Source organism: Streptomyces sp. NPDC050164 (assembly GCF_044459945.1).
GTDB classification, from domain to species: domain Bacteria; phylum Actinomycetota; class Actinomycetes; order Streptomycetales; family Streptomycetaceae; genus Streptomyces; species Streptomyces coeruleorubidus_A.
This window is the reverse complement of sequence record NZ_JBITJK010000017.1, coordinates 1-23,591: the sequence shown is the minus strand read 5'-3', so window position 1 is coordinate 23,591 and position 23,591 is coordinate 1. Positions and strand designations below refer to the sequence as shown.

Sequence of the window (23,591 nt, the reverse complement as noted above, 5' to 3'; positions counted from 1 at the left end):
GTGGTGCGGTACCAGCAGAGCGTGATCGTGGGATGTAAAGCCGTCCTCCCCAAGCTCCCTTCCGCGGAAACCTAACCGGAGGAGAAAATCTCTTATTCCGCCTCGGGCCCCGTCCCCGCACTCGCCTTACCTCCGACTTATGGCCGAAAAGGGCAGGATGGAGGGCAACACACCAACACACCGTCGAGGACCCCTGCCCGGCTGCGCCTGTACGGCGCTACGCGGGTGGACATGAGGAAGGACCAGGAACGTGCGCGTACTCGTCGTCGAGGACGAGCAACTGCTCGCCGATGCGGTGGCCACCGGACTGCGCCGGGAGGCCATGGCCGTCGACGTCGTGTACGACGGCGCGGCCGCCCTGGAGCGCATCGGTGTCAACGACTACGACGTGGTCGTTCTCGACCGCGACCTCCCGCTCGTCCACGGCGACGACGTCTGCCGCAAGATCGTCGAGCTCGGCATGCCCACGCGCGTGCTGATGCTCACGGCCTCCGGTGACGTCAGCGACCGGGTGGAGGGCCTGGAGATCGGCGCCGACGACTATCTGCCCAAGCCGTTCGCGTTCAGCGAGCTCATCGCGCGCGTGCGCGCCCTCGGCCGGCGCACCAGCGTGCCCCTGCCGCCGGTCCTGGAGCGCGCCGGGATCAAGCTCGACCCCAACCGCCGCGAGGTCTTCCGCGACGGCAGGGAGGTCCAGCTCGCGCCCAAGGAGTTCGCCGTCCTGGAGGTGCTGATGCGCAGCGAGGGCGCCGTCGTCTCGGCGGAGCAGCTGCTGGAGAAGGCCTGGGACGAGAACACCGACCCGTTCACGAACGTCGTGCGCGTGACGGTCATGACCCTGCGCCGCAAGCTCGGCGAGCCGCCCGTGATCGTCACGGTCCCCGGCTCCGGCTACCGGATCTGATACCCCGTGGCAGCGACTCCCGCGCCCCCGCAGGCACCCCCGAAGCCCACCTGGGACCCCAGAAGGCCCGCGCCGCCCTTGCCGTGGCTGCGCCCGACCATCCGCATACGGCTCACGCTGCTCTACGGCGGTATGTTCCTGATCGCCGGCATCCTGCTGCTGTCGATCATCTACCTGCTGGCCGCGCAGGCGCTGAACGTGGGCAGCGAGCTGCCGTTCAAGATCGTCGAGGGCAAGGTCACCAGCGACATCTGCAACCTGCCCGACCAGGCCTCGCCGGCCGAGTTCAACCACGCCATGAACCAGTGCGTCAACGAGCAGCGCCAGAACGCCCTGGACAATCTGCTCAGCCGCTCGCTCCTGGCCCTGCTCGGTCTGGCGGTCATCGCCTTCGCCTTCGGCTACGCCATGGCCGGCCGCGTCCTGTCGCCGCTGGGCCGGATCACCCGCACCGCGCGCGCGGTGGCGGGCTCCGACCTGTCCCGCCGGATCGAGCTGGACGGCCCGGACGACGAGCTGAAGGAGCTGGCGGACACCTTCGACGACATGCTGGAGCGGCTCCAGCGGGCCTTCACCGCCCAGCAGCGCTTCGTCGGCAACGCCTCGCACGAGCTGCGGACACCGCTGGCGATCAACCGCACGCTCCTCGAAGTGCACCTGTCCGACCCGAACGCACCGATGGAGCTCCAGCAGCTCGGCAAGACGCTGCTGGCCACCAACGAACGCAGCGAGCAGCTCGTCGAGGGCCTGCTGCTGCTCGCCCGCAGCGACAACCAGGTCGTCGAGCGGGGCCCGGTGGACCTCGCCGAGGTCGCCGGGCAGGCCATCGACCAGGTGCGAGGCGAGGCCGAGACCAAGGGCGTGCGGATCCGCGGCGAGCAGAAGCCCGCGGTCGTCCAGGGCAACGGCGTGCTGCTGGAGCGGATCGCGCTCAACCTGGTGCAGAACGCCGTGCGCTACAACGTGGCAGAGGGCGGCTGGGTCGAGGTCACCACCGAGGAGCAGCACGGCCAGGCCGTCCTGGTCGTCTCCAACACGGGTCCGGTCGTGCCGGCGTACGAGATCGACAACCTCTTCGAGCCGTTCCGGCGGCTGCGCACGGAGCGCACGGGCAGCGACAAGGGCGTCGGACTCGGTCTGTCCATCGTCCGGTCGGTGGCCCGGGCGCACGGCGGGCACATCTACGCACAGCCGCGCGAAGGGGGTGGGCTCGTGATGCGGGTCACGCTGCCCGTCTGAGATCATGTCGCCGATCAACTCGGCGGCAAACGGGGATGTTCGCTTTGCGCGGAATTTTCGAGATCTCCTCGCACGTGCCGCATGTGTGATCGATCACAGGGGCGCCTTTCCGGTCATCTACTCTCCGTGATCATGTGTCCTGTCGGAAAGTCGGGAAAGTACCGGTTTTCGGGGGTCTTGATCACGGGAAGTACACGGTGAGACGCCTTTGAAGTGCGGCATTCGGACCGTGTACGGTCCCCATCGCCATCCAAGCCGATCACTCGTGAGGAGTCCGGCTGGGTGTCGATTGAGTAACAGACCTTGATGTGAGGCAAAATCTCCGCCTCAGGTCGGGCACAAGTCCGGCCTCTCACGCGTTACGTGCGCTGGAGACACCGCAGACACCCAGAGGGGGAGAGCGACATGGCAACCGATTACGACACTCCACGCAAGACCGATGACGACGTTGACTCGGACAGCCTCGAAGAGCTGAAGGCTCGACGGAACGACAAGTCGGCCTCCGCAGTGGACGTCGACGAGTTCGAGGCCGCAGAGGGCCTCGAACTGCCCGGCGCCGATCTCTCGAACGAGGAGCTGGCAGTTCGAGTGCTCCCGAAGCAGCAGGACGAGTTCACCTGCATGAGCTGCTTCCTGGTGCACCACCGCAGCCAGCTGGCCCGGGAGAAGAACGGCCAGCCGATCTGCCGCGACTGCGACTGAGGACGGGTCGGCCGTGACTGGCTCGACCCCTCCCTGGAAGCGCCGCTTCTCCAAGAGGAAAGCGGACGAAGGGCCGATCGACGGCCCGAAGCACGGCGCGCGTGACGACGAGCGAGGCTCAACCGGTACGGGGGCGGCCTCGCTCGAACCGGCAGCGGACCGGGCAGACCTCCCGGCGTCCGTGGACGTCCCCGCACCCGTCGCCCGGCGGATGGCGGGGACGCTCCGGGAGCGGGCCAGGGACAGTGTCCGCAAGGGCTCGGTCCGGGCCCGGGCCGGGCTTGCCCATCTCGCCGACCGGATCATCGAACTGGCCCCGCGCGTCCCCGTACGGGACCTGGCGACGCTCCGCAGGCAGTTCCCGGGTCTGGGGCCCGAAGAGCTCGCGGACAAACTCGTCGCGGGCGCGGCGAAGGCGACGGCGACGGTCGGAGCCGGCATCGGCGCGGCTGCGATGCTCCCCGTGCCGCCCGCGATGCCGACGGAACTGGCCGCCGAGGTCACCGGCGTCGCGGCGATCGAGCTGAAGCTGATCGCCGAGCTCCACGAGGTCTACGGCGTACGGCCGCCCGGCAACCTCAAGCAGCGCAGCACCGCGTACCTCAACTCGTGGTCGGGGGAGCGCGGGATCGACGCGACCAAGCCGTCGACGCTGAGCACGGCGCTGAACAGCCGCATGAAGCGCGAGCTGCGGCAGCGGATCATGAAGCGGATGGTCCGCAGCATGCCGAACCTGGTGCCGTTCCTGGTCGGCGCCGCCGTCGGGGCGGCCATGAACCGCAGCGAGACGAGAAAGCTCGCCGCCCGGATCCGCGAGGACCTGCGCAAGATCCAGGTGCCCTGGGAGGCCCTGGAGCCACTCCCCGTCCTTGAACGTCCGGCGGACGCCCTGGAGATGGGCGAGATCACCGACGACCCCTTGGGCCGCCTCGGAACCGAAAATCTCGGGAACGAAAATCTCGGGAACGAAAAGCACGACGAGAATCGAGACGAGCGCGACGACGGACGCTGAGGCGACACCGGGCCCGCGTTTCCGGGTGTCCGCGTGCGCGTGCGCGTGCCGCCGGTCTGCCGCCGCTGCCGGATGAAGCCCGCGCAGGTGTACTACGCCGGCTTCGCCGTCCTCAGCGCCTCCGCCAGGCGCTCCGGCTCGCGCGTGGACAGGTACAGGTACGGAGTCGGGTCCTGCGGGTCCGTGACCTCCACGCGCAGGGCCGTGGGGATGTAGGCGCGCAGCAGCATGAAGGCGCGCGGGTCGGCCTTGTGGGTGCGCCAGGCACGGGTTTCCTCCGCGTCCAGGACCTCCGCCTCGCCCAGGGCCGCCACCGGGATCTTCGCCTCGCCCGCGATCAGTGAATCGCCCACCACACGGATGCGGACCGAGCCGTACGAACTCGCGGCGACGGCCGCGACCGCGGTGCCCCCGGCCAGGCCGCCGAGCATCGGCAGCGTGCCGAACGGGAGCAGGACCAGGGCCATGGAGACCCCGACGAGGAACGAGATCAGCCACCAGGACCGGGGAGCGGTCAGGCGTTCTTCGTAAGGGGCGGCGGAGAGCTGCATGGAGCCAAGCTTGACACGGTGTCCGCAAGGGGCCGACGCGCGGGTAAGGTCTCCGGCTGTGAGTCGTACTTCCGCTGCTCTTCAGCCTCCGGCCGACGCCGTGCGACCGGTGCGACATCCGGACGCTCCGGCGCCCGGTGAGCTGCTCGGTGCGCACTACGGCCAGTGTTTCGGCTGCGGCGGCGACCAGCCGCACGGGCTGCACATGGAGGCACGGGCCGGCGAGGGCGTGTCACTCACCGCCGAGTTCACCGTGCAGCCCGCCCACCAGGGCGCCCCGGGCCTCGCCCACGGCGGGGTGCTCACCTCCGCTCTCGACGAGACCCTCGGCTCGCTGAACTGGCTGCTGCGCACCATCGCCGTGACCGGACGGCTGGAGACCGACTTCGTACGGCCCGTGCCCGTCGGTACCACGCTGTACCTGGAGGCGGAGGTGACGGCGGTGGCCGGGCGGAAGATCTACTCGACCGCCACCGGACGCGTCGGCGGCCCCGACGGGCCCGTCGCTGTTCGTGCCGACGCGCTCTTCATCGAGGTGAAGGTCGACCACTTCGTCGACCACGGCCGCCAGGAGGAGATCCAGGCGGCCATGAACGACCCGGACCAGGTCCGGCGCGCTCGCGCCTTCGAGGTGAACCCGTGAGTCCCGAAAGCCTCTTGAGCCCCATGACCCCTGCTGCTCCCATGACCCCCACGAGCCCCGTCAGTCCGGAAGGCCCCATGACTCCCACGAGCCCTGTGAGCCGTCAGCCCGTGGACGTGCTGATCCGGCGCGTCGATCCGGACGTACCGCTTCCGTCGTATGCGCACCCCGGGGACGCGGGAGCCGATCTGCGCACCACCGAGGCGTGCCAACTGGCGCCGGGTGAGCGGGCGGTGCTGCCCACGGGAGTGTCTGTGGCCCTGCCGGAGGGGTACGCGGCCTTCGTGCACCCTCGGTCCGGCCTGGCCGCCCGCTGCGGCGTCGCCCTGGTGAATGCCCCGGGGACGGTTGATGCCGGGTACCGTGGGGAGATCAAGGTGATCGTGGTGAATCTCGACCCGCGCGAGGCCGTGCGGTTCGAGCGCTTCGACCGGATTGCCCAACTGGTCGTCCAGCAGGTCGAGAGGGTCCGCTTCCAGGAGGTGGCGGAGCTTCCCGGCTCCGCGCGGGCCGAGGGGGGCTTCGGGTCCACCGGAGGACACGCCGCGGTGGACGGGACGAGCGGCACAAGCGGTCAGGCCGCCCTGGGCGGTCAGGCGGGTGGGAATCGATACGCTTCGGTCGTATCCGACCGGGAAGGACAGTGACGTGTTCGGACGTCGCAAGAAGAGGGATGCCGCCGAGGACGCGGCCGGCGAGGCCGAGCAGGTCGTCGACGGTGTCGACAGTGAGGCGGGCGGCGAGGGCGAGCGCCTGAGGCTCGAGCCGGCGCCGCGGCCCGACGGACCCTGGGACAGCTCCGAGGTCCGCGACCCGGGCGAGGGCCGGGTCGACCTGGGCGGTCTGTTCGTGCCGGGCGTCGACGGCATGGAGCTGCGCGTCGAGGTCGCGGGTGACGCGATCGTGGCGGCGACGGTGGTGCTGCGGGACAGCGCCATCCAGTTGCAGGGCTTCGCCGCGCCCAAGCGTGAGGGCATCTGGGCCGAGGTGCGCGAGGAGATCGGCTCGGGCATCACCCAGCAGGGCGGCATCGTCGACGAGGTCGAGGGGCCGCTGGGCTGGGAGCTGCGCGCCCAGGTGCCGGTGCAGCTGCCGGACGGCACCGGCGGCTTCCAGGTCGTGCGGTTCGTCGGTGTGGACGGCCCCCGCTGGTTCCTGCGCGGGGTCATCTCGGGCCAGGGCGCGGTGCAGCCGCAGGCGGCCGGGCTGCTCGAGCAGATCTTCCGGGACACGGTCGTGGTCCGCGGCGAGGGCCCGATGGCGCCCCGCGACCCGATCGTCCTGAAGCTGCCCAACGACGCCCAGATGGTCCCCGAGGGTGTCCAGCAGGAGGAGGGGGGCTCCCGTTTCGCCGGCGGAATGGGCCAGCTCCAGCGCGGACCGGAGATCACCGAGGTCCGCTGAGCGTCACACAAGACACCAGGGCCGCACTCCCCAGGGGGTGCGGCCCTTTCTCATGCGTGGAGCCTTGACGGGTCATTGGTCTGTACCTACTTTCCCTCCAACGCGTCTGTTCATAAAGGCGCTTCACGTTCACATACAAGAACGTAAGGCCCCCACGTATGCGCAGAACCGTACTCTTAACAGCCGCGGCCACCCTCGTCGCCGGTGTTCTCGCCCGGCCCGCAGGCTCCGCTCCCGCCACCTTCGTCCACCCCGGAGTCACCGTCTCCAAGGGCCAGTTGGACTTCACCCGCGCCAAGGTCGACGCCGGCGCCCAGCCCTGGAAGGGCGCCTTCGACCGGATGATGGCGAGCAAATACGCCGACCTCGACCGCACGCCCCGACCCCGGGTGGTCGTCGAGTGCGGTTCATACTCCCAGCCCGACCACGGCTGCACCGGCGAACGCGAGGACGCGATCGCCGCCTACACCCAGGCCCTCGCCTGGTACGTCACCCGCGACGAACGGCACGCGCGCAAGGCGATCGAGCTGATGGATGCCTGGTCCGCCGTGATCCGGGACCACACCAACAGCAGCGCGCCCCTGCAGACCGGCTGGGCCGGCTCCTCCTGGCCCAAGGCCGCCGAGATCATCAAGTACACGTACACCGGCACCTGGGCCGGCTCCGGCCGCTTCGCCACCATGCTCCGCGACGTGTACCTGCCCGAGGTGATCAACGGCTCGAACTCCAACGGCAACTGGGAGCTGTCGATGACGGAGGCCGCCGTCGGCATCTCCGTCTTCCTGGAGGACAAGGCGTCGTACCACAAGGCCATGGCCAAGTTCCGCACGCGCACGGCCGCCTACGTCTACCTGGCCTCCGACGGCGACCTGCCGAGGACCGTGCCGAGCCAGCACCTCGACACCCGGGAGAAGATCGTCAAGTACTGGCAGGGCCAGTCGACCTTCGTCGACGGGCTCAGCCAGGAGACCTGCCGGGACTCCACGCACACCGGGTACGGCCACTCGGCCATCTCGCACGTCGCCGAGACCAGGCGGATCCAGGGGCAGGACCTCTACGGCACCGACGTGGGCGAGCGGCTGCGGCACGGGCTCGGCTTCCACGCCGAGTACCAGCTCGGCGCCGCCGCCCCCGGCCGGCTGTGCGGCGGCTCCCTGAAGCTCGGGCTCGGGCCGGTCCCCGAGGTCGGTCACAACGCCTTGGCCAACCGTCTCGGACACGCCATGACCAACACCGGGACGCTGACCGTGCGCGGCCGCCCCGCCGGCAGCAACAACCTCTTCGTCGCCTGGGAGACCCTCACCACGGCGACAACCCCGCGTGACCCGCTGAACGGCCGGGCGCGTCAGAGTTCCGTCAAGAACGGTTCCACTGCCGCGCCCGTAACCATATGTCGTAATTGTTGGCCGTAAGGTCGACGCTGCGCAGCGGGCAGACCGGAAGACAATGAGGCCATGGGACGCGGCAAGCTTCGGATCTACCTCGGTGCGGCACCGGGCGTCGGCAAGACGTACGCGATGCTGTCCGAGGCGCACCGCCGCGTCGAGCGGGGCACGGACTGCGTGGTGGCCTTCGTCGAGCACCACGACCGCCCCCGCACCGAGGTGATGCCGCACGGCCTGGAGCAGGTGCCCCGCAGGCGGCAGGAGTACCGCGGCGGCGTCTTCCTCGAGATGGACCTCGACGCCGTCCTCGCCCGCCGCCCCCAGGTCGCCCTGGTCGACGAACTCGCCCACACCAACATCCCCGGCTCCCGCAACGCCAAGCGCTGGCAGGACGTGGAGGAACTGCTGGCGGCCGGTGTCGACGTGATCTCGACCGTCAACATCCAGCACCTGGAGTCACTGGGCGACATCGTCGAGTCGATCACTGGTGTGCGGCAGCAGGAGACCGTGCCGGACGAGGTGGTACGGCGGGCCGACCAGGTCGAGCTGGTCGACATGTCGCCCGAGGCGCTGCGGCGGCGGATGGCGCACGGCAACATCTACCAACCCGACAAGGTCGACGCGGCCCTGTCGAACTACTTCCGCCCCGGCAACCTGACCGCCCTGCGCGAACTGGCGCTGCTGTGGGTGGCCGACCGGGTCGACGCCTACCTCACCCAGTACCGCAGCGATCACCGGGTGTCGAGGATCTGGGGCTCGCGCGAGCGGATCGTGGTCGGCCTGACCGGCGGCCCGGAGGGCCGGACGCTGATCCGCCGGGCCGCGCGGCTGGCCGAGAAGGGCGCCGGCGGCGAGGTGCTGGCCGTCTACATAGCCCGCAGCGACGGGCTGACCTCGGCCTCGCCCAAGGAACTGGCGATTCAGCGGACCCTCGTCGAGGACCTCGGCGGAACGTTCCATCACGTGGTCGGCGACGACATACCGGCCGCGCTGCTCGCCTTCGCCCGCGGTGTGAACGCCACCCAGATCGTGCTGGGCTCCTCGCGCCGCAGGACCTGGCAGTACGTCTTCGGGCCCGGCGTCGGCGCGACGGTCGCCCGGGAGTCCGGGTCCGACCTCGACGTGCACATCGTCACCCACGACGAGGTCGCCAAGGGCCGCGGACTGCCGGTGGCCCGGGGCGCACGCCTCGGGCGGTCCCGGCGGGTGTGGGGCTGGCTGGCCGGGGTCGTCGGCCCGCCGGTCCTGGCGGCGCTGCTCAGCGCCGTCGACCTCGGCCTGGCCAACGACATGCTGCTGTTCCTGGCGCTGACCGTGGCGGCGGCCCTGCTCGGCGGGCTGCTCCCGGCGCTGGCCTCGGCGGCGGTGGGCTCCCTGTTGCTGAACTACTTCTACACACCGCCCCTGCACCGGTGGATCATCGCCGACTCGAAGGACATCGTCGCCCTCGTGATCTTCGTGGCCGTCGGCGTGGCGGTGGCCTCCGTGGTCGACCTCGCCGCCCGCCGCACCCACCAGGCCGCCCGGCTGCGGGCCGAGTCCGAGATCCTGTCCTTCCTCGCGGGCAACGTGCTGCGCGGCGAGACCGGCCTGGAGGACCTGCTGGAACGGGTCCGGGAGACCTTCGGCATGGAGTCGGCGGCCCTGCTGGAGAGGGCGAGCGACGTCGAGCCGTGGACCTGCGCCGGCCGCGTCGGGCAGGGACGTCCCGTCGAGCGGCCCGACCAGGCGGACGTGGACATGCCGGTCGGGGACCACATGGCGCTCGCGCTGACCGGCCGCGTCCTGCCCGCCGAGGACCGCCGGGTGCTGGCCGCCTTCGCCGCCCAGGCCGCCGTCGTCCTGGACCGCCGCAGGCTCCTGGAGGAGGCCGACCGGGCCCGCACGCTCGCCGAGGGCAACCGCATCCGTACGGCGCTGCTCGCAGCCGTCAGCCACGACCTGCGCACCCCGCTCGCCGGGATCAAGGCGGCGGTGACCTCCCTGCGCTCCGAGGACGTCGAGTGGTCCGAGGAGGACCGGGCGGAGCTGCTGGAGGGCATCGAGGAGGGCGCCGACCGCCTCGACCATCTCGTCGGCAACCTGCTCGACATGTCCCGGCTCCAGACCGGCACGGTCACCCCGCTGATCCGCGAGATCGACCTCGACGAGGTGGTGCCGATGGCGCTCGGCGGCGTACCCGAGGGCAGTGTCGACCTCGACGTCCCGGAGACCCTGCCCATGGTCGGCGTGGACCCCGGGCTGCTGGAGCGGGCCATGGCCAACCTCGTGGAGAACGCCGTCAAGTACAGTCCGTCCGGCACGCCCGTGCTGGTCGCCGCCAGCGCGCTCGCCGACCGGGTCGAGGTGCGGGTGGTCGACCGGGGGCCGGGCGTCCCCGACGAGGCCAAGGACCGCATCTTCGAGCCCTTCCAGCGCTACGGCGACGCCCCGCGCGGCGCCGGTGTCGGACTGGGGCTCGCGGTGGCGCGCGGCTTCGCCGAGGCCATGGGCGGCACGCTCGCCGCCGAGGACACCCCCGGCGGCGGGCTCACCATGGTCCTCACCCTCCGCGCGGCGGGACCGCGCCCGGGGCTTCTCCCCGTGACGGAACACGTAGCCGAACCGGAAAGGCAGGCCTCATGACCCGGGTGCTGGTGGTCGACGACGAGCCGCAGATCGTGCGCGCCCTCGTGATCAACCTCAGGGCACGCAAGTACGAGGTCGACGCCGCCCACGACGGCGCCACCGCCCTCCAGCTCGCCGCCGCCCGCCACCCCGACGTGGTCGTCCTCGACCTCGGCCTGCCCGACATGGACGGCGTCGAGGTGATCAGGGGCCTGCGCGGCTGGACCCGCGTGCCGATCCTGGTGCTGTCCGCCCGGCACTCCTCCGACGAGAAGGTCGAGGCGCTGGACGCGGGCGCCGACGACTACGTCACCAAGCCCTTCGGCATGGACGAACTGCTGGCCCGGCTGCGGGCCGCCGTGCGCCGGGCCGAACCGGCCGGGGGCGGTGAGGACGACCTCATCGTGGAGACCGGCGAGTTCACTGTCGACCTGGCCGCGAAGAAGGTCAACCGCGCCGGGAAGGACGTACGGCTGACCCCCACGGAGTGGCACCTGCTGGAGGTCCTCGTCCGCAACGGCGGCCGTCTGGTCGGGCAGAAGCAGCTGCTCCAGGAGGTGTGGGGGCCGTCGTACGGGACGGAGACCAACTATCTGCGCGTGTACATGGCGCAGCTGCGGCGGAAGCTGGAGGCGGACCCCTCCCATCCGAAGCACTTCATCACGGAGCCGGGGATGGGGTACCGGTTCGAGAAGTGAGGTCCTCGCCCCGGGGGCTACGTGGCTGTCGGCGGCCCCCGGTACGCTCTAGGCATGAGTGCTGTTCCTCGTTCGCACAAGCCGGCGGGCCGGTTCCGGCGCATGCTCGACCGGCTCTCCTCGTCGCAGGAGGACCTGGAGTCCGAGGAACTGCGCGAGGACACCGAGACCGCGGGCTGTATCCGGATCGGAGACTGCCAGGACCGGCAGATAGCGACGGTTACTGGTACCTTGCGCACGGTCACCCTGCGACCGCGCGCCGGAGTCCCCGCCCTGGAGGCCGAGCTGTTCGACGGCTCCGCCGCGCTGGACGTGGTGTGGCTCGGCAGGCGCTCCATCGTCGGCATAGAGCCGGGGCGCAAGCTGATCGCATCGGGCCGGATCTCGATGAGCCGGGGCCGCCGGGTGCTGTTCAATCCCAAGTACGAACTGAGACCCCTCGGACGGGAGTAGCCGGTGACGTCGCTCGACAAGCCGACCGAAGAGACATCTGCGGACGACGCCCGGGCGGTGACCGAGGCCGCCCTGTTCGAAGCGTTCGGCGGCCTGCGGGGCATGGTCGAGACGGTGCTGCCCGGCCTGCTGTTCGTCACCATCTACACGATCAACAAGGACCTGCACCTGTCGGCGATCGCGGCGCTGGCCGTGTCGCTGGTACTGGTCGTGGTCCGGCTGGTGATGAAGGACACCGTCAAACACGCCTTCAGCGGTGTCTTCGGCGTGGCCTTCGGTGTCGTCTTCGCGATGATGACCGGCAACGCCAAGGACTTCTACCTGCCCGGCATGCTCTACACGCTGGGTCTGGGACTCGCCTACATCATCACCACCCTGTGCGGTGTGCCGCTGATCGGGCTGATCCTCGGCCCGGTCTTCAAGGAGAACCTCTCCTGGCGCACGCGGAACCCCGGCCGTAAGAAGGCCTACGCGAAGGCCAGTTACGCCTGGGGTGCGATCCTGCTCGCCAAGTGCGCGATCCTCTTCCCGCTGTACTGGTGGGCCGACACCACACAGTTGGGCTGGGTCCTGGTCGCCCTGAAGATCCCGCCCTTCCTGCTCGCCGTATGGCTGACGTGGGTCTTCCTTGCGAAGGCGCCCGCGCCGATCGACGTGTTCGCGGAGATGGAGGCGGAGGAGAAGGCCGCGCAGGAGAGGGAACGGCAGACCGCCGCCCGGTCCACCGAGCAGTGAACCTCCAGAGCTGAAGGAAGCGAGCAGAAGGGGCGTCCCGGAAACCCGGGACGCCCCTTCTGCTCGCTCCCCGCAGGGCCCCGCTCAGCTCGCCGCGCTGTCCCGGCGTACCGACAGCAGGTCCTCCAGCTGCTCCTCACGGGCCTGTGCGGCCACGAAGAGGAGTTCGTCGCCCGCCTCCAGGGAGTCCTCCCGGGAGGGCGTCAGGACGCGAGTGCCGCGGATGATCGTGACCAGGGACGTGTCCTCGGGCCACTCGACGTCCCCGACCTGCGTGCCGGCCAGGGCCGACTCCTCCGGCAGGGTCAGCTCGACCAGGTTCGCGTCGCCGTGGCTGAAGCGGAGCAGGCGGACCAGGTCGCCCACGCTCACCGCCTCCTCGACCAGGGCCGACATCAGACGCGGCGTGGAGACGGCGACGTCCACGCCCCAGGACTCGTTGAACAGCCACTCGTTCTTCGGGTTGTTCACCCGGGCGACCACCCGCGGAACGCCGTACTCCGTCTTGGCGAGGAGCGAGACGACCAGGTTCACCTTGTCGTCGCCGGTCGCGGCGATGACGACGTTGCAGCGCTGGAGCGCCGCCTCGTCCAGGGAGGTGATCTCGCAGGCGTCGGCCAGCAGCCACTCGGCCTGCGGGACGCGTTCGACCGAGATGGCGGTCGGCGCCTTGTCGATCAGCAGGACCTCGTGGCCGTTCTCCAGCAGCTCGCCCGCGATCGAGCGGCCGACCGCGCCGGCTCCGGCAATGGCGACCCTCATCAGTGACCGCCCTCCTCTTCGGGACCCTTGGCGAACGCCGCCTCGACCGTGTCGACCTCGTCGGTGCGCATCATCACATGCACCAGGTCGCCCTCCTGCAGCACCGTCTGCGAGGTGGGCAGGACCGCCTCGCCGAGCCGGGTCAGGAACGCCACGCGCACGCCCGTCTCCTCCTGGATCCGGCTGATCTTGTGGCCGACCCACGCGGTGGAGGTGTGCACCTCGGCGAGCTGGACGCCGCCGGTGGGGTCGCGCCACAGGGGCTCGGCGCCCGAGGGGAGCAGGCGGCGCAGCATCTGGTCGGCCGTCCAGCGGACGGTCGCGACGGTGGGGATGCCCAGGCGTTGGTAGACCTCGGCGCGGCGGGGGTCGTAGATGCGGGCGGCGACGTTCTCGATACCGAACATCTCGCGGGCCACGCGCGCGGCGATGATGTTGGAGTTGTCACCGCTGGAGACGGCGGCGAAGGCGCCGGCCTCCTCGATGCCCGCCTCGCGCAGGGTGTCCTGGTCGAAGCCGACCCCGGTGACCCGGCGGCCGCCGAAGGAGGAGCCCAGGCGGCGGAAGGCGGTGGGGTCCCTGTCGACCACGGCGACCGTGTGGCCCTGTTGCTCCAGGGTCTGGGCCAGGGCGGAGCCCACCCTTCCGCAACCCATGATCACAATATGCATCGCGTCACACCGTGCTTCCTACGGGCCCTCTGACCATCATCAATGTCCTGCTCATGTCTCTCTTTCGGCTCGCCAGGCACCATGTCGCGGCCTGAGTGCGGGCCGCCAGGCAACATCATGCCGGTGGAATCACGCCATGATGCCTTCCGGGGCCGGTGCCGCGTTCGACTGCCCGACTCCAACGTATCGGCAAAGTCGAGGGGGTTGCCGAGGGCCTTGCCACCCTCGGCGGGGGAGGAAGCCGACATGAGTACCGTGATCGACGTCCTGGTCCTGGGCGGCGCGGGCGTGGACACGATCGTGCACGTGCCCGAGCTGCCCGTGCCGTTCGCCGACAGCCACATGATCCGGCCAGGGATCGTGACGCGGGCGGGCCAGAGCGGTGACTTCGTCGCGCTGGCCGCGAGCGCGCTGGGGCTGCGCACGCACCACGTCGACATGCTGGGCGACGACCCCGAGGGCGACCTGGTCCGCGCCCTGCACCGGGACCGCGGCATCGCCCTCACCGCCGTCCCCCAGCCGCTCGGCACCAAGCGCGCGGTCAACCTCGTCGGCCCCGACGGCAGACGGCTGTCCCTGTACGACGCCACCCGCTCGGCGGAGACGGACCGGCTGCCCGAGGCCACGCTGCGGGAGCTGGCCGCGGCCAGCCGGCACGCCCATGTCGTCATCACCCAGCCGTGCGCCCACGCGCTGCCCGTCCTGCGCGAGGCGGGCATCACGATCTCGACCGACCTGCACGACTGGGACGGGTCCAACCCCTACCACGAGCCCTTCGCCCACCAGGCCGACCTGGTCTTCCTGTCCTGCACGGCGCTGGCCGACCCGGAGCGGACCATGCGGCGGATCACCGAGCGGGGCCGGTCCCAGGTCGTCGTCGCAACGGCCGGGGCGGACGGGGCGTACCTGCTGACCGACGGCGAGCTGACCCACGTACCCGCCGCCACACCTCCGGCACCGGTCGTCGACTCCAACGGCGCGGGCGACGCCTTCGCCGCCGCGTTCCTCCACGCCTGGCTGAACGGCGCCGAGCCCCGCCGCTGCGCCCTGCACGGCGCGGTGGCCGGTGCGTACGCCTGCACGGTCCCGTCGACACGGACGGACAGCATCGGGCGGGAGGAGCTGCGTGCCGGGGTGACGGAACTGGAGAGGGCCCGGGCCGGCAGCGGGCAGGGCGACGGAAGCCGGTGACGCGCTCCTGCGCTGCGGCCACGGCTCGTGTCCCTAACGCGTCCCCGGCGACACGTCCTTGCGGCGGCTGATGCTCCGCAAACTCGCCACGGTGAGGATTCCGAGGACGAACAGTGTGGCTGCGGCGCCGATCAGTTCTGCGGTCGGGTGCATGGGGCCTCCAGGGGCGGCGACAGCCGGGGACGGACAGGGCTTAGTCATATAGGCATGGGAACCGGGTGACCTGCGCAATCCGCAGCCACAGCAGCCCCTGAATTCACTCGGAGAGCAGACGGAACGCCAATGGGGGGTGGCGGGTGGGCGAGCCCGCAATCGAACGCTTACGATCCTCTGTTGTGTCCAAACTGACCGACGTGCCCAAACGGATCCTGATCGGGCGCGCACTGCGCAGTGACCGGCTGGGGGAAACACTCCTGCCGAAGCGCATCGCACTACCCGTCTTCGCCTCCGACCCCCTGTCCTCCGTCGCGTACGCGCCGGGGGAGGTGCTGCTGGTCCTGTCGATCGCGGGTGTGGCGGCGTACCACTTCGCCCCGTGGATCGCAGTCGCGGTCGTCGTCCTGATGTTCACGGTGGTGGCGTCGTACCGGCAGAACGTGCACGCCTATCCGAGCGGCGGCGGTGACTACGAGGTGGCGAACACCAACCTCGGACCGAAGGCCGGGCTCACCGTCGCCAGCGCCCTGCTCGTCGACTACGTCCTCACGGTGGCCGTCTCGATCTCCTCCGGCGTGGAGAACCTGGGCTCGGCCATTCCGTTCTTCGTCGAGCACAAGGTGGCGTGCGCGGTCGGCATCATCCTGCTGCTCACGCTGATGAACCTGCGCGGCGTCAAGGAGTCCGGCACGCTCTTCGCGATCCCGACCTACGTCTTCGTCTCGAGCGTCTTCCTGCTCATCGCCTGGGGCGCCTTTCGCGGCCTGGTGCTGGGCGACGACATGAAGGCGCCCACCGCCGACCTGCACATCGAGCCCGAGCATCAGGGCATCGCCGGCTTCGCCCTCGTCTTCCTGCTGCTGCGCACCTTCTCCTCCGGCTGTGCTGCGCTCACCGGTGTCGAGGCGATCAGCAACGGCGTGCCCGCCTTCCGCAAGCCCAAGTCGAAGAACGCGGCGACGACACTCGCCCTGATGGGCGTGTTCGCGGTGTCCATGTTCTGCGGCATCATCGGCCTGGCCCTCGCCACCGATGTGCACATGGCGGAGTACCCGGCCAGGGACCTGCTCCGCGACGGCGTCCCCGTCGGCAGCGACTACGTCCAGAACCCGGTGATCTCCCAGGTCGCGGCCGCCGTGTTCGGCGACGGAACCTTCTTCTTCGTCCTGCTCGCCGCCTCCACCGCGCTCGTGCTCTTCCTCGCCGCCAATACCGCCTACAACGGCTTCCCACTACTCGGCTCGATCCTCGCCCAGGACCGCTACCTGCCGCGCCAGCTGCACACCCGCGGCGACCGGCTCGCCTTCTCCAACGGCATCGTGCTGCTGGCGGGCGCGGCCATGCTGCTGGTGTGGATCTACGGCGCCGACTCCTCGCGGCTGATCCAGCTGTACATCGTCGGCGTGTTCGTGTCCTTCACGCTCAGCCAGACCGGCATGGTCCGGCACTGGAACCGCCACCTGGCCACAGAGACGGACCCCGCCGTACGGCGCCGGATGATCCGCTCCCGCGCGATCAACGCGTTCGGCGCTTTCTTCACAGGCCTGGTGCTGGTCGTCGTACTGGTCACCAAGTTCGAGCACGGCGCCTGGGTGTCCCTGGTCGGCATGGTGATCTTCTACGCGATCATGACCGCGATCCGGAAGCACTACGATCGGGTCTCCGAGGAGATCGCGGCGCCCGAGGGCCCCAGCGACGACGTCGTCCGCCCCTCGCGGGTGCACTCCGTCGTCCTCGTCTCCAAGATCCACCGCCCGACCCTGCGCGCCCTGGCCTACGCCAAGCTGATGCGCTCGGACACCCTGGAGGCGGTGAGCGTCAACGTCGACCCCGCCGAGACCAAGGCGCTGCGCGACGAGTGGGAGCGGCGCGGCATCGACGTACCGCTGAAGGTCCTGGACTCGCCCTACCGCGAGATCACGCGGCCGATCATCGAGTACGTCAAGGGACTGCGCAAGGAGTCGCCGCGGGACGCGGTGTCCGTGATCATCCCCGAGTACGTCGTCGGCCACTGGTACGAGCAACTGCTGCACAACCAGAGCGCCCTGCGGCTGAAGGGCCGGCTGCTGTTCACGCCGGGGATCATGGTGACCTCGGTGCCGTACCAGCTCCAGTCCTCCGAGGCGGCCAAGCGGCGGGCCCGCAGGCAGCAGGAGTGGAACGCGCCGGGTTCGGTGCGGCGTGGGCCGGCGCAGGAGCGGCCGAAGGAGCCCTCGGACCCGAAGGCCTGAGGGCAGCCGTCCGCCTGTGCGAAACGGGCGTGAATCGGCCGGGCGGCACCCACGTAGACTGGTGGGCTGTTGTCCGGCCGTTTCCGTTCGGCCGTTTCCCCAACGCTTTTGGAGTCACCCCACCATGCAGGCAGAACCGAGGAAGTCACTGGTGGGGGAGGAGTACGAGGTCGAGATCGGCCCCGTCGCCCACGGCGGCCACTGCATCGCCCGTACGTCCGAGGGCCAGGTGCTGTTCGTCCGGCACGCGCTGCCCGGTGAGCGGGTCGTGGCGCGGGTGACGGAGGGCGAGCAGGGCGCCCGGTTCCTGCGCGCGGACGCGGTGAAGGTGCTGGACGCCTCCAAGGACCGGATCGACGTGCCCTGCCCGTTCGCCGGCCCCGGCCGCTGCGGCGGCTGCGACTGGCAGCACGCCAAGCCCGGCGCGCAGCGGCGCCTGAAGGCCGACGTCGTCGCCGAACAGCTCCAGCGGCTCGCCGGGCTCACGCCTGAGGAGGCCGGCTGGGACGGCACGGTGGTGCCCGCCGAGGGCGACAAGGTGCCCGCGGGCCAGGTCCCGTCCTGGCGTACCCGCGTCCAGTACGCGGTCACGGCCGACGGCCGCGCGGGCCTGCGCCGGCACCGCTCCCACGAGGTGGAGCCCATCGACCACTGCATGATCGCCGCGGAGGGCGTCAGCGAGCTGGGCATCGAGAAGCGGGTCTGGACCGGCATGGACTCCGTCGAGGCGATCGCGGCGACGGGTTCGCAGGACCGCCAGGTGATCCTCACGCCGAAGCCGGGCGCGCGCCTCCCGCTGGTCGAGCTCGACCACCCGGTGTCGGTGCTGCGCGTGGACGAGCGCTCCGGCGGCGTCCATCGCGTCCACGGCCGCCCCTTCGTCCGCGAGCGCGCGGACGGCCGGACCTACCGCGTCGGCAACGGCGGCTTCTGGCAGGTCCACCCGAAGGCGGCGGACACCCTGGTGACCGCCGTCATGCAGGGCCTGCTGCCCCGCAAGGGTGACATGGCCCTCGACCTCTACTGCGGCGTCGGCCTCTTCGCGGGCGCACTCGCCGACCGCGTCGGCGAGCAGGGCGCGGTCCTCGGCATCGAGTCCGGCAAGCGGGCGGTGGAGGACGCGCGGCACAACCTCGCCGACTTCGACCGTGTGCGTATCGAGCAGGGCAAGGTCGAGAGCGTGTTGCCGCGCACGGGGATCACGGAGGTCGACCTGATCGTCCTCGACCCGCCGCGGGCCGGGGCGGGCCGGAAGACGGTCGAGCACCTGTCGACCCTCGGGGCGCGGCGGATCGCGTACGTGGCGTGTGATCCGGCGGCGTTGGCGCGGGACTTGGGGTACTTCCGAGAGGGGGGGTATCGGGTGCGGATGCTGCGGGCGTTCGATCTGTTTCCGATGACTCATCATGTGGAGTGCGTTGCCATCCTTGAACCGGCCGCGAAGGGCTCCTGACCTGCGGTTTCTCCCGTGCGCATTATGTGCGGTGTGGGCGTTACGGGCGATATCTTGACGCTGAAATGACGCTCGTGACGCTCATTTGACGCTCGTTCTGATGGAGTGTCAGGCGGCTTTTGGGCACGTCAGACCCTAGCCATGTGGCGACTGCTGGTGGGGTGTTGAGGGCTGGTGACGCTCTCGGCAATGCAGCCGGGAGTCCCAGAGCAGACCCAGGAGGACTCCCACGGCAGGGAGCCGCCCTTTCGGGTCTATACAGGGCGTGCCTGCGCGGTGTGGGCTGGATGCCGTGGAACGACGGCCTGCTCCGAATGAAAAGCAGCGCGCGCTTCTTGAGCGGCTCGCGGACGGTGAGGAACCCGGAGCTTGGGCGCCGGGGGATTGGCGCTCGGCGTATGCCCTGCGTCACCGTGGGCTGTTGACGGTGGACAAGGGTGGCGGTGCTGCTCGTGTGGAGGTCACGGATGCCGGCCGGTTCTATCTGCGCCATGGCCGCCATCCTGACGACGCGGTGCCTGCCGATCACGGTGGGCCGTCGGTGCCCGTCGAGTCTTCGGCGTCGTACGGCGAGCGGCCCGTCGCTCGTGCGCGGCGGGCGAAAGCTCGCGAGTTGGTCGAACGGCTCCTCGCTGAAGGGCACGTCCGCTTCGCCCATGCCGATGATGAGGAGATCGCGGAATGGCGGCGGGTGGTCAACTACGCGAAGCGCCACGGCATGGAGCCGGAGGGGAAGCGCATCGAGAAGGTGCCGTACGGTCTGGTCGGGCTGGAGTTTTTTCTCGCGGAGGGCCCGCATCCCAATGCCCGGAGTCAGCGACCGAAGACGGGTACATCGGCGGTCAGGGTGCCTACGCGGCTGGCATCCCTTCACCCAGTTGTAGCTGCGCTCAAGGATGACGTGAGGCGGCTGGTGATGCCGCCTGCGCTGCGCCGCAGATCGCTTCTGATGCTCCAGGGGCTGGCCTCCGAGGCGGCGCGGCGCGGGTACGAGGTGCGGAAGGTCGGGTCGTCCTACCGCCCGCGCGAGGGTGGGATGGACGTTGTTGTCGACGGCTTCGCGTATCCGGTCACCATCAGGCAGGAGTTTCCCGAGTCCCTGGATCCGGAGCGGTCCTCGCGTCTCGTCGTGGAGGTCGCCCACGGGCTGACCGGCAGACCCGGCCGCTGGCGGGACCGCAAGAGCCGGCCCCTTGAACAATCTCTGGGGCTGGTTCTCGGGGAGATCGAGGCGCGAGCGGTGGAGGACGCCCGGCGCAGAGAGAGGGAGGAACGCGCGAGAGAACAGCGTGCAGTGCGCTTGCGGGAGGCTATGGAGGAAGCGAAGGAGCTTGCCGTCCGGGAGCAGTTCGCCGAGGTGCTGCGTGAGGAGGCCGGGCGCTGGCGGGAAGTCGTCGTGATTGGTGAGTACTGCGACGCCCTGGAGCGTCGTCTCGCTGAGCTGGACGGGGACTTGGGCGAGCAGACCCTGCATTCGCCCCGACTCTGGCTGGAGTGGGCACGATCGTATGCGCGGGGAATCGACCCGCTGCTTAACCCTCCGAGCATGCCGACTCCGCGTGATCCGGCGCCGGATGAACTTCAGCCGTATCTGAAGGGCTGGAGTCCGCACCGGCCCGAGCGGCAGGCTGGACGATGAGTACTGAGGCTGAAATCGTTCATAGGGCGCTCGCTTGAACGAGTTCCGTGGCCTCGCGGCCGAGACAGGGACCGCAGTCGTGGTCGTGGCCGACGACCACGTGTGAACGCTGCCAGATTCCTCGCATTCTGTATCGGAGATGGTACGTAAAGATACTCTTGCGCCGTGCCGGGTGAAGAAGAGCACGTCAAGGGCGCCGAGGCGGTGCAGCGGGTCAAGCGGTGGCTTGAAGGCACCATGCGTGTGTCGCAGTCCTACACCAACATCGATGGTGCGTGGGCGCGGAAGCTCACCTTGCGATGGCCGAACGGGAACGAGCGGCCCTTCTCGTACGACCTCGGCGGAATGATGCGGGGCGGCGAGTGGGACGGCCAGATGTTTTGCGCCGAGGTGAAGTGGCGCAAGAACGCGAGCGACCAGGGCCCCGCTTACAAGAGCTTCCTGGCCAAGTGCTACGTGGCACTGAGCCAGGAGTACATGCTCGGCGACCACTACATGTGGATCAGCTGGGCGCCCTTTCGTGCCAATGACTGGGACCTGCTCACCAGCCCGCAGACGATCCGCGAGGCCGTCCTCGCGGAGTCGCTGCGGATCTTCGGCATCGAGGATCCTGAAGCGGCTGCCGAGTCGATCAAGGACGAGCTTGTGGAGGACTTGTCCAAGCGGCTCTGGCTGGTCGTGATGTCAGAGAAGCAGGAGAAGCTGGTACCGCTGGACGACTGGCGTGGAGTCGTCGCCAACTTCTACAACAGCCAGGGGAGGTCGTCATGGTGACGCCGGTGGCGCCGGAGATCGACAGCGCTCTCGACCACCCCGATCCGCGGCAAGCGGTCGAGCGCGTCAAGGATGTGATCCAGCGGCGTCTCCTGGACGTGTACCCAACCGCGCGGATTGTGCGGACGGACTTCTTCAACCACACCTACGTTCCGGACCTGCTGATGACGTGGAGCGCCGGCACCCGCAGGTCCGAACGACGCGTCTACCTTCGCGCGTCCTCTGATCCTGAACTCTTGGCATCGGATGTTCAGCTCTTCGAGCGTGAACAGCAGCCACTGGTGGTGCCACTCGCCCGCCTCGGGTCCGGGCCTGCACGAGACCAGCTGGAAACCGTCGCCGAGGAACATCACACCCTTGTGCTCGATCCCTCCGGACTTGGAGCGCTGCCTGCCCGCGCCCCTACACGGACGCCGACCGCTTTGGCATCCGACGCGATCGTCGAGGGCGGTCGCGGCATCATGGGGGAGCGTCAGGTGGAGCGCTTCCTGTACATGGTCGGCTCGGGAGTGGAGGCGGCCCGCGAGGGCCAAGCCGACCCCACTCGGCTGGCTCTCTCCGAAGTCTCTCGGCACACGGTGCCTGATGTGTCGCGCCGCATGTCCACGTTGATGGCGGCCATGTGGCAGGGCAGCGGCCGTTCGTTGTCCGAGTTCCCGGCCAATGTGCCCCACCAGGCATCCCTCGACGAGACCTCGCTGAGCCTGCTCCTCTCCTCTCCGGAGATCACGGATGAGGCTTTCTGGCGTCGCATCCGACCGCTCGTGGACGCCAAGACGCTGCTGCGTACCGACATCACGGACACCCCCAACCTCCAGCGGTTGATGCGTAGCGCAGTGCAGGCATGGAAGGCGCACGTGTGCATGGTGGTCGAATCGGAGACCGTAAGGGCCGGGGGCGCTTGGCGCTGGGTCATCGACGATGGACATCTCGGCCTGCGCGGATCTGACTTCGTGGCCTTCCTGGCCGCCAGCCGTAAGGATCTCCATGCTCCAGAGGAGTACGAGGCGCCCCTGCTGGCCGAGGTCCGGGAACGGGCCGCCAGGTTTGCCATCCCCTTGACCTCGATCCGGATGCTGATGACCAACCGCAGCATCGGCTACGACGCCCCGGGCGAAGACGTGACCCATGATCCGCAACTGGATGGGATCAGCGCCGCGTTGGGACAGGAGGAAGGCGTGGTCGAAGCGCAAGCCCTCACCCCCACCCGCGTCCCTCTGCGCTGCAATTTCGTCAGCAGGACCGCCAGTCCACCGGGAGCGAGGGCGCTGGTTCCATATACCGAGCTGCTCGGCACAACTCTCCGACTGATCCTGGGCTTGGATGCCGAAGATGCCGCGCAACTTGGGAACTTGCTTGACACGGGCGAGCCAGCCCCAGCTCACTGGGAGCAAGCGGATCTCTTCGACGGTTAATGCCCATAGCCTCGTTGGCGGTCTCTACCCGCCCTTTCAGTATGAACTCGTTGGCCGCAGCCAGTAATTTGGTTGCGGCGATTCAGGGCTGAATGTGGGCTCGCCTTACCTGCCATCCGCCTGCATTTCTAATCCCTGATATTCGGGTGCTGAGATTGTCGCCCGAGTAAGGCGCAGGGGAGGATCTCTGTAGCCTTGCGGTAGATCTGTAGACCGTTCAAGTCGCGGTACGGCGTACGCGATGAGCCGTCGCGATAGAGCAGGCGCTTAGAAGGCGCCTGCTCTGTTCGGCTGCTTCGGGCCACGAAACGGGCGCTGTCGATGCTCCCTTGCGAGGCGGCGGCATCGGGGCGGTTCGCCGACGGCAGACAAGTTGGGGCCGGAACGGACTGGAATAGAGGGCCCTGTGCAAGTCAATCTAGAGCGCTTCCTGAAGATCGTGATGACTTGCCGTCGCCATCCCTGACGTGGATCTGACGTCAGCATCGTTGAGATCCCGTGGCGTTATAGCACGGGATCCCCGGTTACCGAAACCGGGGATCGTGCCGACCATTGAATCTGTCACGCGGATCCCCGAGTGGCGCATTCTGTCTCTTTCCCTGAGGAGTTAATCCTGTGCCCGTCGACGTAATGGACGAAGAATGGCTGCTTTCCGTGGAGCAAGTTCGATCGCTGCTCGAGTGGATACGTGGGCACGCGGGTGCCGATCGCTCGGTGTACCCCTTCATGCTCACCGTGGCCGAGCAGGCACTGCGTCCGGGGGAGGCTCGCGCCCTGCGAGTTCGCGACGTGATGCTCCCGGAGGGCGACGGGAGTCAGTTGACGGCTCGTCACCGAGGAGTAGCTAAGGGCTGTCCCGTAACTGCTGGTCCACGGATGAGATGATCTTGCTGTGTCTGGTGTGATCACGGCGTCGGAGCCCTCCTGGATAGCCCCGTTCACCGGGCTGAGCCCGCGCCAGTTCGG

20 protein-coding genes and 1 pseudogene are annotated in these 23,591 nt (G+C 69.4%); 18 read left to right on the top strand and 3 right to left on the bottom strand.

What is annotated here, in order from left to right; all coding sequences use genetic code 11:
• Positions 1-250 precede the first annotated feature (250 nt).
• The 4 genes from ACIBNA_RS22670 (at position 251) to ACIBNA_RS22655 (ending at position 3,857) form a co-directional block, all read left to right on the top strand.
• Positions 251-904, top strand: coding sequence for a response regulator transcription factor (locus ACIBNA_RS22670; protein ID WP_010353034.1), 654 nt, complete (start codon positions 251-253; stop codon positions 902-904).
• 6 nt (positions 905-910) lie between these two features.
• Positions 911-2,143, top strand: coding sequence for a sensor histidine kinase (locus ACIBNA_RS22665; RefSeq protein WP_399166955.1), 1,233 nt, complete (start codon positions 911-913; stop codon positions 2,141-2,143).
• Positions 2,144-2,548: 405 nt separating this feature from the next.
• Positions 2,549-2,845: a DUF4193 domain-containing protein gene (locus ACIBNA_RS22660; protein ID WP_003993510.1), complete on the top strand. Its 297-nt coding sequence runs from the start codon at positions 2,549-2,551 to the stop codon at positions 2,843-2,845.
• Between the two features lie 13 nt (positions 2,846-2,858).
• On the top strand, positions 2,859-3,857 hold the full coding sequence (locus tag ACIBNA_RS22655; RefSeq protein ID WP_399166954.1) for a hypothetical protein: 999 nt from the start codon (positions 2,859-2,861) through the stop codon (positions 3,855-3,857).
• A 92-nt stretch (positions 3,858-3,949) separates the two neighbouring features.
• Here the strand turns inward: ACIBNA_RS22655 and ACIBNA_RS22650 are convergent, their stop codons facing one another.
• Entirely contained in the window at positions 3,950-4,408 is a 459-nt protein-coding gene (locus ACIBNA_RS22650; RefSeq protein ID WP_399166953.1) for a DUF3093 domain-containing protein, read from the bottom strand.
• Positions 4,409-4,466: 58 nt separating this feature from the next.
• On the opposite strand from ACIBNA_RS22650, the gene ACIBNA_RS22645 reads away from it, so the two are divergent.
• From ACIBNA_RS22645 to ACIBNA_RS22610, 8 genes and pseudogenes are all read left to right on the top strand, one after another.
• Positions 4,467-5,051: a PaaI family thioesterase gene (locus ACIBNA_RS22645; protein WP_399166952.1), complete on the top strand. Its 585-nt coding sequence runs from the start codon at positions 4,467-4,469 to the stop codon at positions 5,049-5,051.
• A 77-nt stretch (positions 5,052-5,128) separates the two neighbouring features.
• Complete coding sequence (gene dut, locus ACIBNA_RS22640) at positions 5,129-5,698, top strand: dUTP diphosphatase (RefSeq protein ID WP_399166951.1); 570 nt, start codon at positions 5,129-5,131, stop codon at positions 5,696-5,698.
• A gap of 1 nt (position 5,699) precedes the next feature.
• Positions 5,700-6,455, top strand: a complete 756-nt coding sequence (locus ACIBNA_RS22635; protein ID WP_399166950.1) for a DUF3710 domain-containing protein — start codon at positions 5,700-5,702, stop codon at positions 6,453-6,455.
• Between the two features lie 158 nt (positions 6,456-6,613).
• A pseudogene (locus ACIBNA_RS22630) lies at positions 6,614-7,779 on the top strand (alginate lyase family protein).
• A 130-nt stretch (positions 7,780-7,909) separates the two neighbouring features.
• Positions 7,910-10,465, top strand: a complete 2,556-nt coding sequence (locus tag ACIBNA_RS22625) for an ATP-binding protein (protein ID WP_399166949.1) — start codon at positions 7,910-7,912, stop codon at positions 10,463-10,465.
• Positions 10,462-11,145: a response regulator gene (locus ACIBNA_RS22620; protein WP_399166948.1), complete on the top strand. Its 684-nt coding sequence runs from the start codon at positions 10,462-10,464 to the stop codon at positions 11,143-11,145. The genes ACIBNA_RS22625 and ACIBNA_RS22620 overlap by 4 nt, the downstream gene beginning before the upstream one ends.
• Before the next feature lie 54 nt (positions 11,146-11,199).
• Complete coding sequence (locus tag ACIBNA_RS22615) at positions 11,200-11,598, top strand: OB-fold nucleic acid binding domain-containing protein (RefSeq protein ID WP_184989393.1); 399 nt, start codon at positions 11,200-11,202, stop codon at positions 11,596-11,598.
• A gap of 3 nt (positions 11,599-11,601) precedes the next feature.
• Positions 11,602-12,333, top strand: coding sequence for a DUF3159 domain-containing protein (locus ACIBNA_RS22610; RefSeq protein ID WP_399166947.1), 732 nt, complete (start codon positions 11,602-11,604; stop codon positions 12,331-12,333).
• A gap of 84 nt (positions 12,334-12,417) precedes the next feature.
• Here ACIBNA_RS22610 and ACIBNA_RS22605 read toward each other — a convergent pair whose 3' ends face one another.
• Both ACIBNA_RS22605 and ACIBNA_RS22600 read right to left on the bottom strand, forming a co-directional pair.
• Entirely contained in the window at positions 12,418-13,095 is a 678-nt protein-coding gene (locus ACIBNA_RS22605; protein ID WP_010035052.1) for a TrkA family potassium uptake protein, read from the bottom strand.
• The gene (locus ACIBNA_RS22600) at positions 13,095-13,766 is read right to left on the bottom strand and encodes a potassium channel family protein (RefSeq protein WP_399166946.1); all 672 of its coding nucleotides are present in this window, start codon (positions 13,764-13,766) and stop codon (positions 13,095-13,097) included. Before ACIBNA_RS22600 ends, ACIBNA_RS22605 begins: the two co-directional genes overlap by 1 nt.
• A 246-nt stretch (positions 13,767-14,012) precedes the next feature.
• Here ACIBNA_RS22600 and ACIBNA_RS22595 point away from each other — a divergent pair, with 246 nt between their 5' ends.
• From ACIBNA_RS22595 to ACIBNA_RS22570, 6 genes are all read left to right on the top strand, one after another.
• Positions 14,013-14,957 (top strand): adenosine kinase, encoded by a 945-nt coding sequence (locus tag ACIBNA_RS22595; RefSeq protein ID WP_399166945.1) that lies wholly within the window; start codon positions 14,013-14,015, stop codon positions 14,955-14,957.
• Positions 14,958-15,292: 335 nt separating this feature from the next.
• Positions 15,293-17,344 carry an APC family permease gene (locus tag ACIBNA_RS22590; protein ID WP_399166944.1) on the top strand — a complete coding sequence of 684 codons (2,052 nt, stop codon included), beginning with the start codon at positions 15,293-15,295 and terminating at the stop codon, positions 17,342-17,344.
• A 124-nt stretch (positions 17,345-17,468) separates the two neighbouring features.
• The gene (locus ACIBNA_RS22585) at positions 17,469-18,797 is read left to right on the top strand and encodes a class I SAM-dependent RNA methyltransferase (RefSeq protein ID WP_399166943.1); all 1,329 of its coding nucleotides are present in this window, start codon (positions 17,469-17,471) and stop codon (positions 18,795-18,797) included.
• A 427-nt stretch (positions 18,798-19,224) separates the two neighbouring features.
• Positions 19,225-20,436: a hypothetical protein gene (locus tag ACIBNA_RS22580; RefSeq protein ID WP_399167044.1), complete on the top strand. Its 1,212-nt coding sequence runs from the start codon at positions 19,225-19,227 to the stop codon at positions 20,434-20,436.
• 165 nt (positions 20,437-20,601) lie between these two features.
• Positions 20,602-21,210, top strand: coding sequence for a hypothetical protein (locus ACIBNA_RS22575; protein WP_362933555.1), 609 nt, complete (start codon positions 20,602-20,604; stop codon positions 21,208-21,210).
• Positions 21,204-22,625 (top strand): hypothetical protein, encoded by a 1,422-nt coding sequence (locus tag ACIBNA_RS22570; RefSeq protein ID WP_399166942.1) that lies wholly within the window; start codon positions 21,204-21,206, stop codon positions 22,623-22,625. The genes ACIBNA_RS22575 and ACIBNA_RS22570 overlap by 7 nt, the downstream gene beginning before the upstream one ends.
• Positions 22,626-23,591: the final 966 nt, after the last annotated feature.

Excerpts from the sequence above, each read along its gene's own strand:
- ACIBNA_RS22660 (WP_003993510.1), top strand. The coding sequence starts at position 2,549 with ATGGCAACCGATTACGACACTCCACGCAAGACCGATGACGACGTTGAC.
- ACIBNA_RS22650 (WP_399166953.1), bottom strand. The coding sequence starts at position 4,408 with ATGCAGCTCTCCGCCGCCCCTTACGAAGAACGCCTGACCGCTCCCCGG.
- dut (WP_399166951.1), top strand. The coding sequence starts at position 5,129 with ATGACTCCCACGAGCCCTGTGAGCCGTCAGCCCGTGGACGTGCTGATC.
- ACIBNA_RS22625 (WP_399166949.1), top strand. The coding sequence starts at position 7,910 with ATGGGACGCGGCAAGCTTCGGATCTACCTCGGTGCGGCACCGGGCGTC.
- ACIBNA_RS22620 (WP_399166948.1), top strand. The coding sequence starts at position 10,462 with ATGACCCGGGTGCTGGTGGTCGACGACGAGCCGCAGATCGTGCGCGCC.
- ACIBNA_RS22615 (WP_184989393.1), top strand. The coding sequence starts at position 11,200 with ATGAGTGCTGTTCCTCGTTCGCACAAGCCGGCGGGCCGGTTCCGGCGC.
- ACIBNA_RS22605 (WP_010035052.1), bottom strand. The coding sequence starts at position 13,095 with ATGAGGGTCGCCATTGCCGGAGCCGGCGCGGTCGGCCGCTCGATCGCG.
- ACIBNA_RS22600 (WP_399166946.1), bottom strand. The coding sequence starts at position 13,766 with ATGCATATTGTGATCATGGGTTGCGGAAGGGTGGGCTCCGCCCTGGCC.
- ACIBNA_RS22595 (WP_399166945.1), top strand. The coding sequence starts at position 14,013 with ATGAGTACCGTGATCGACGTCCTGGTCCTGGGCGGCGCGGGCGTGGAC.
- ACIBNA_RS22585 (WP_399166943.1), top strand. The coding sequence starts at position 17,469 with ATGCAGGCAGAACCGAGGAAGTCACTGGTGGGGGAGGAGTACGAGGTC.
- ACIBNA_RS22570 (WP_399166942.1), top strand. The coding sequence starts at position 21,204 with ATGGTGACGCCGGTGGCGCCGGAGATCGACAGCGCTCTCGACCACCCC.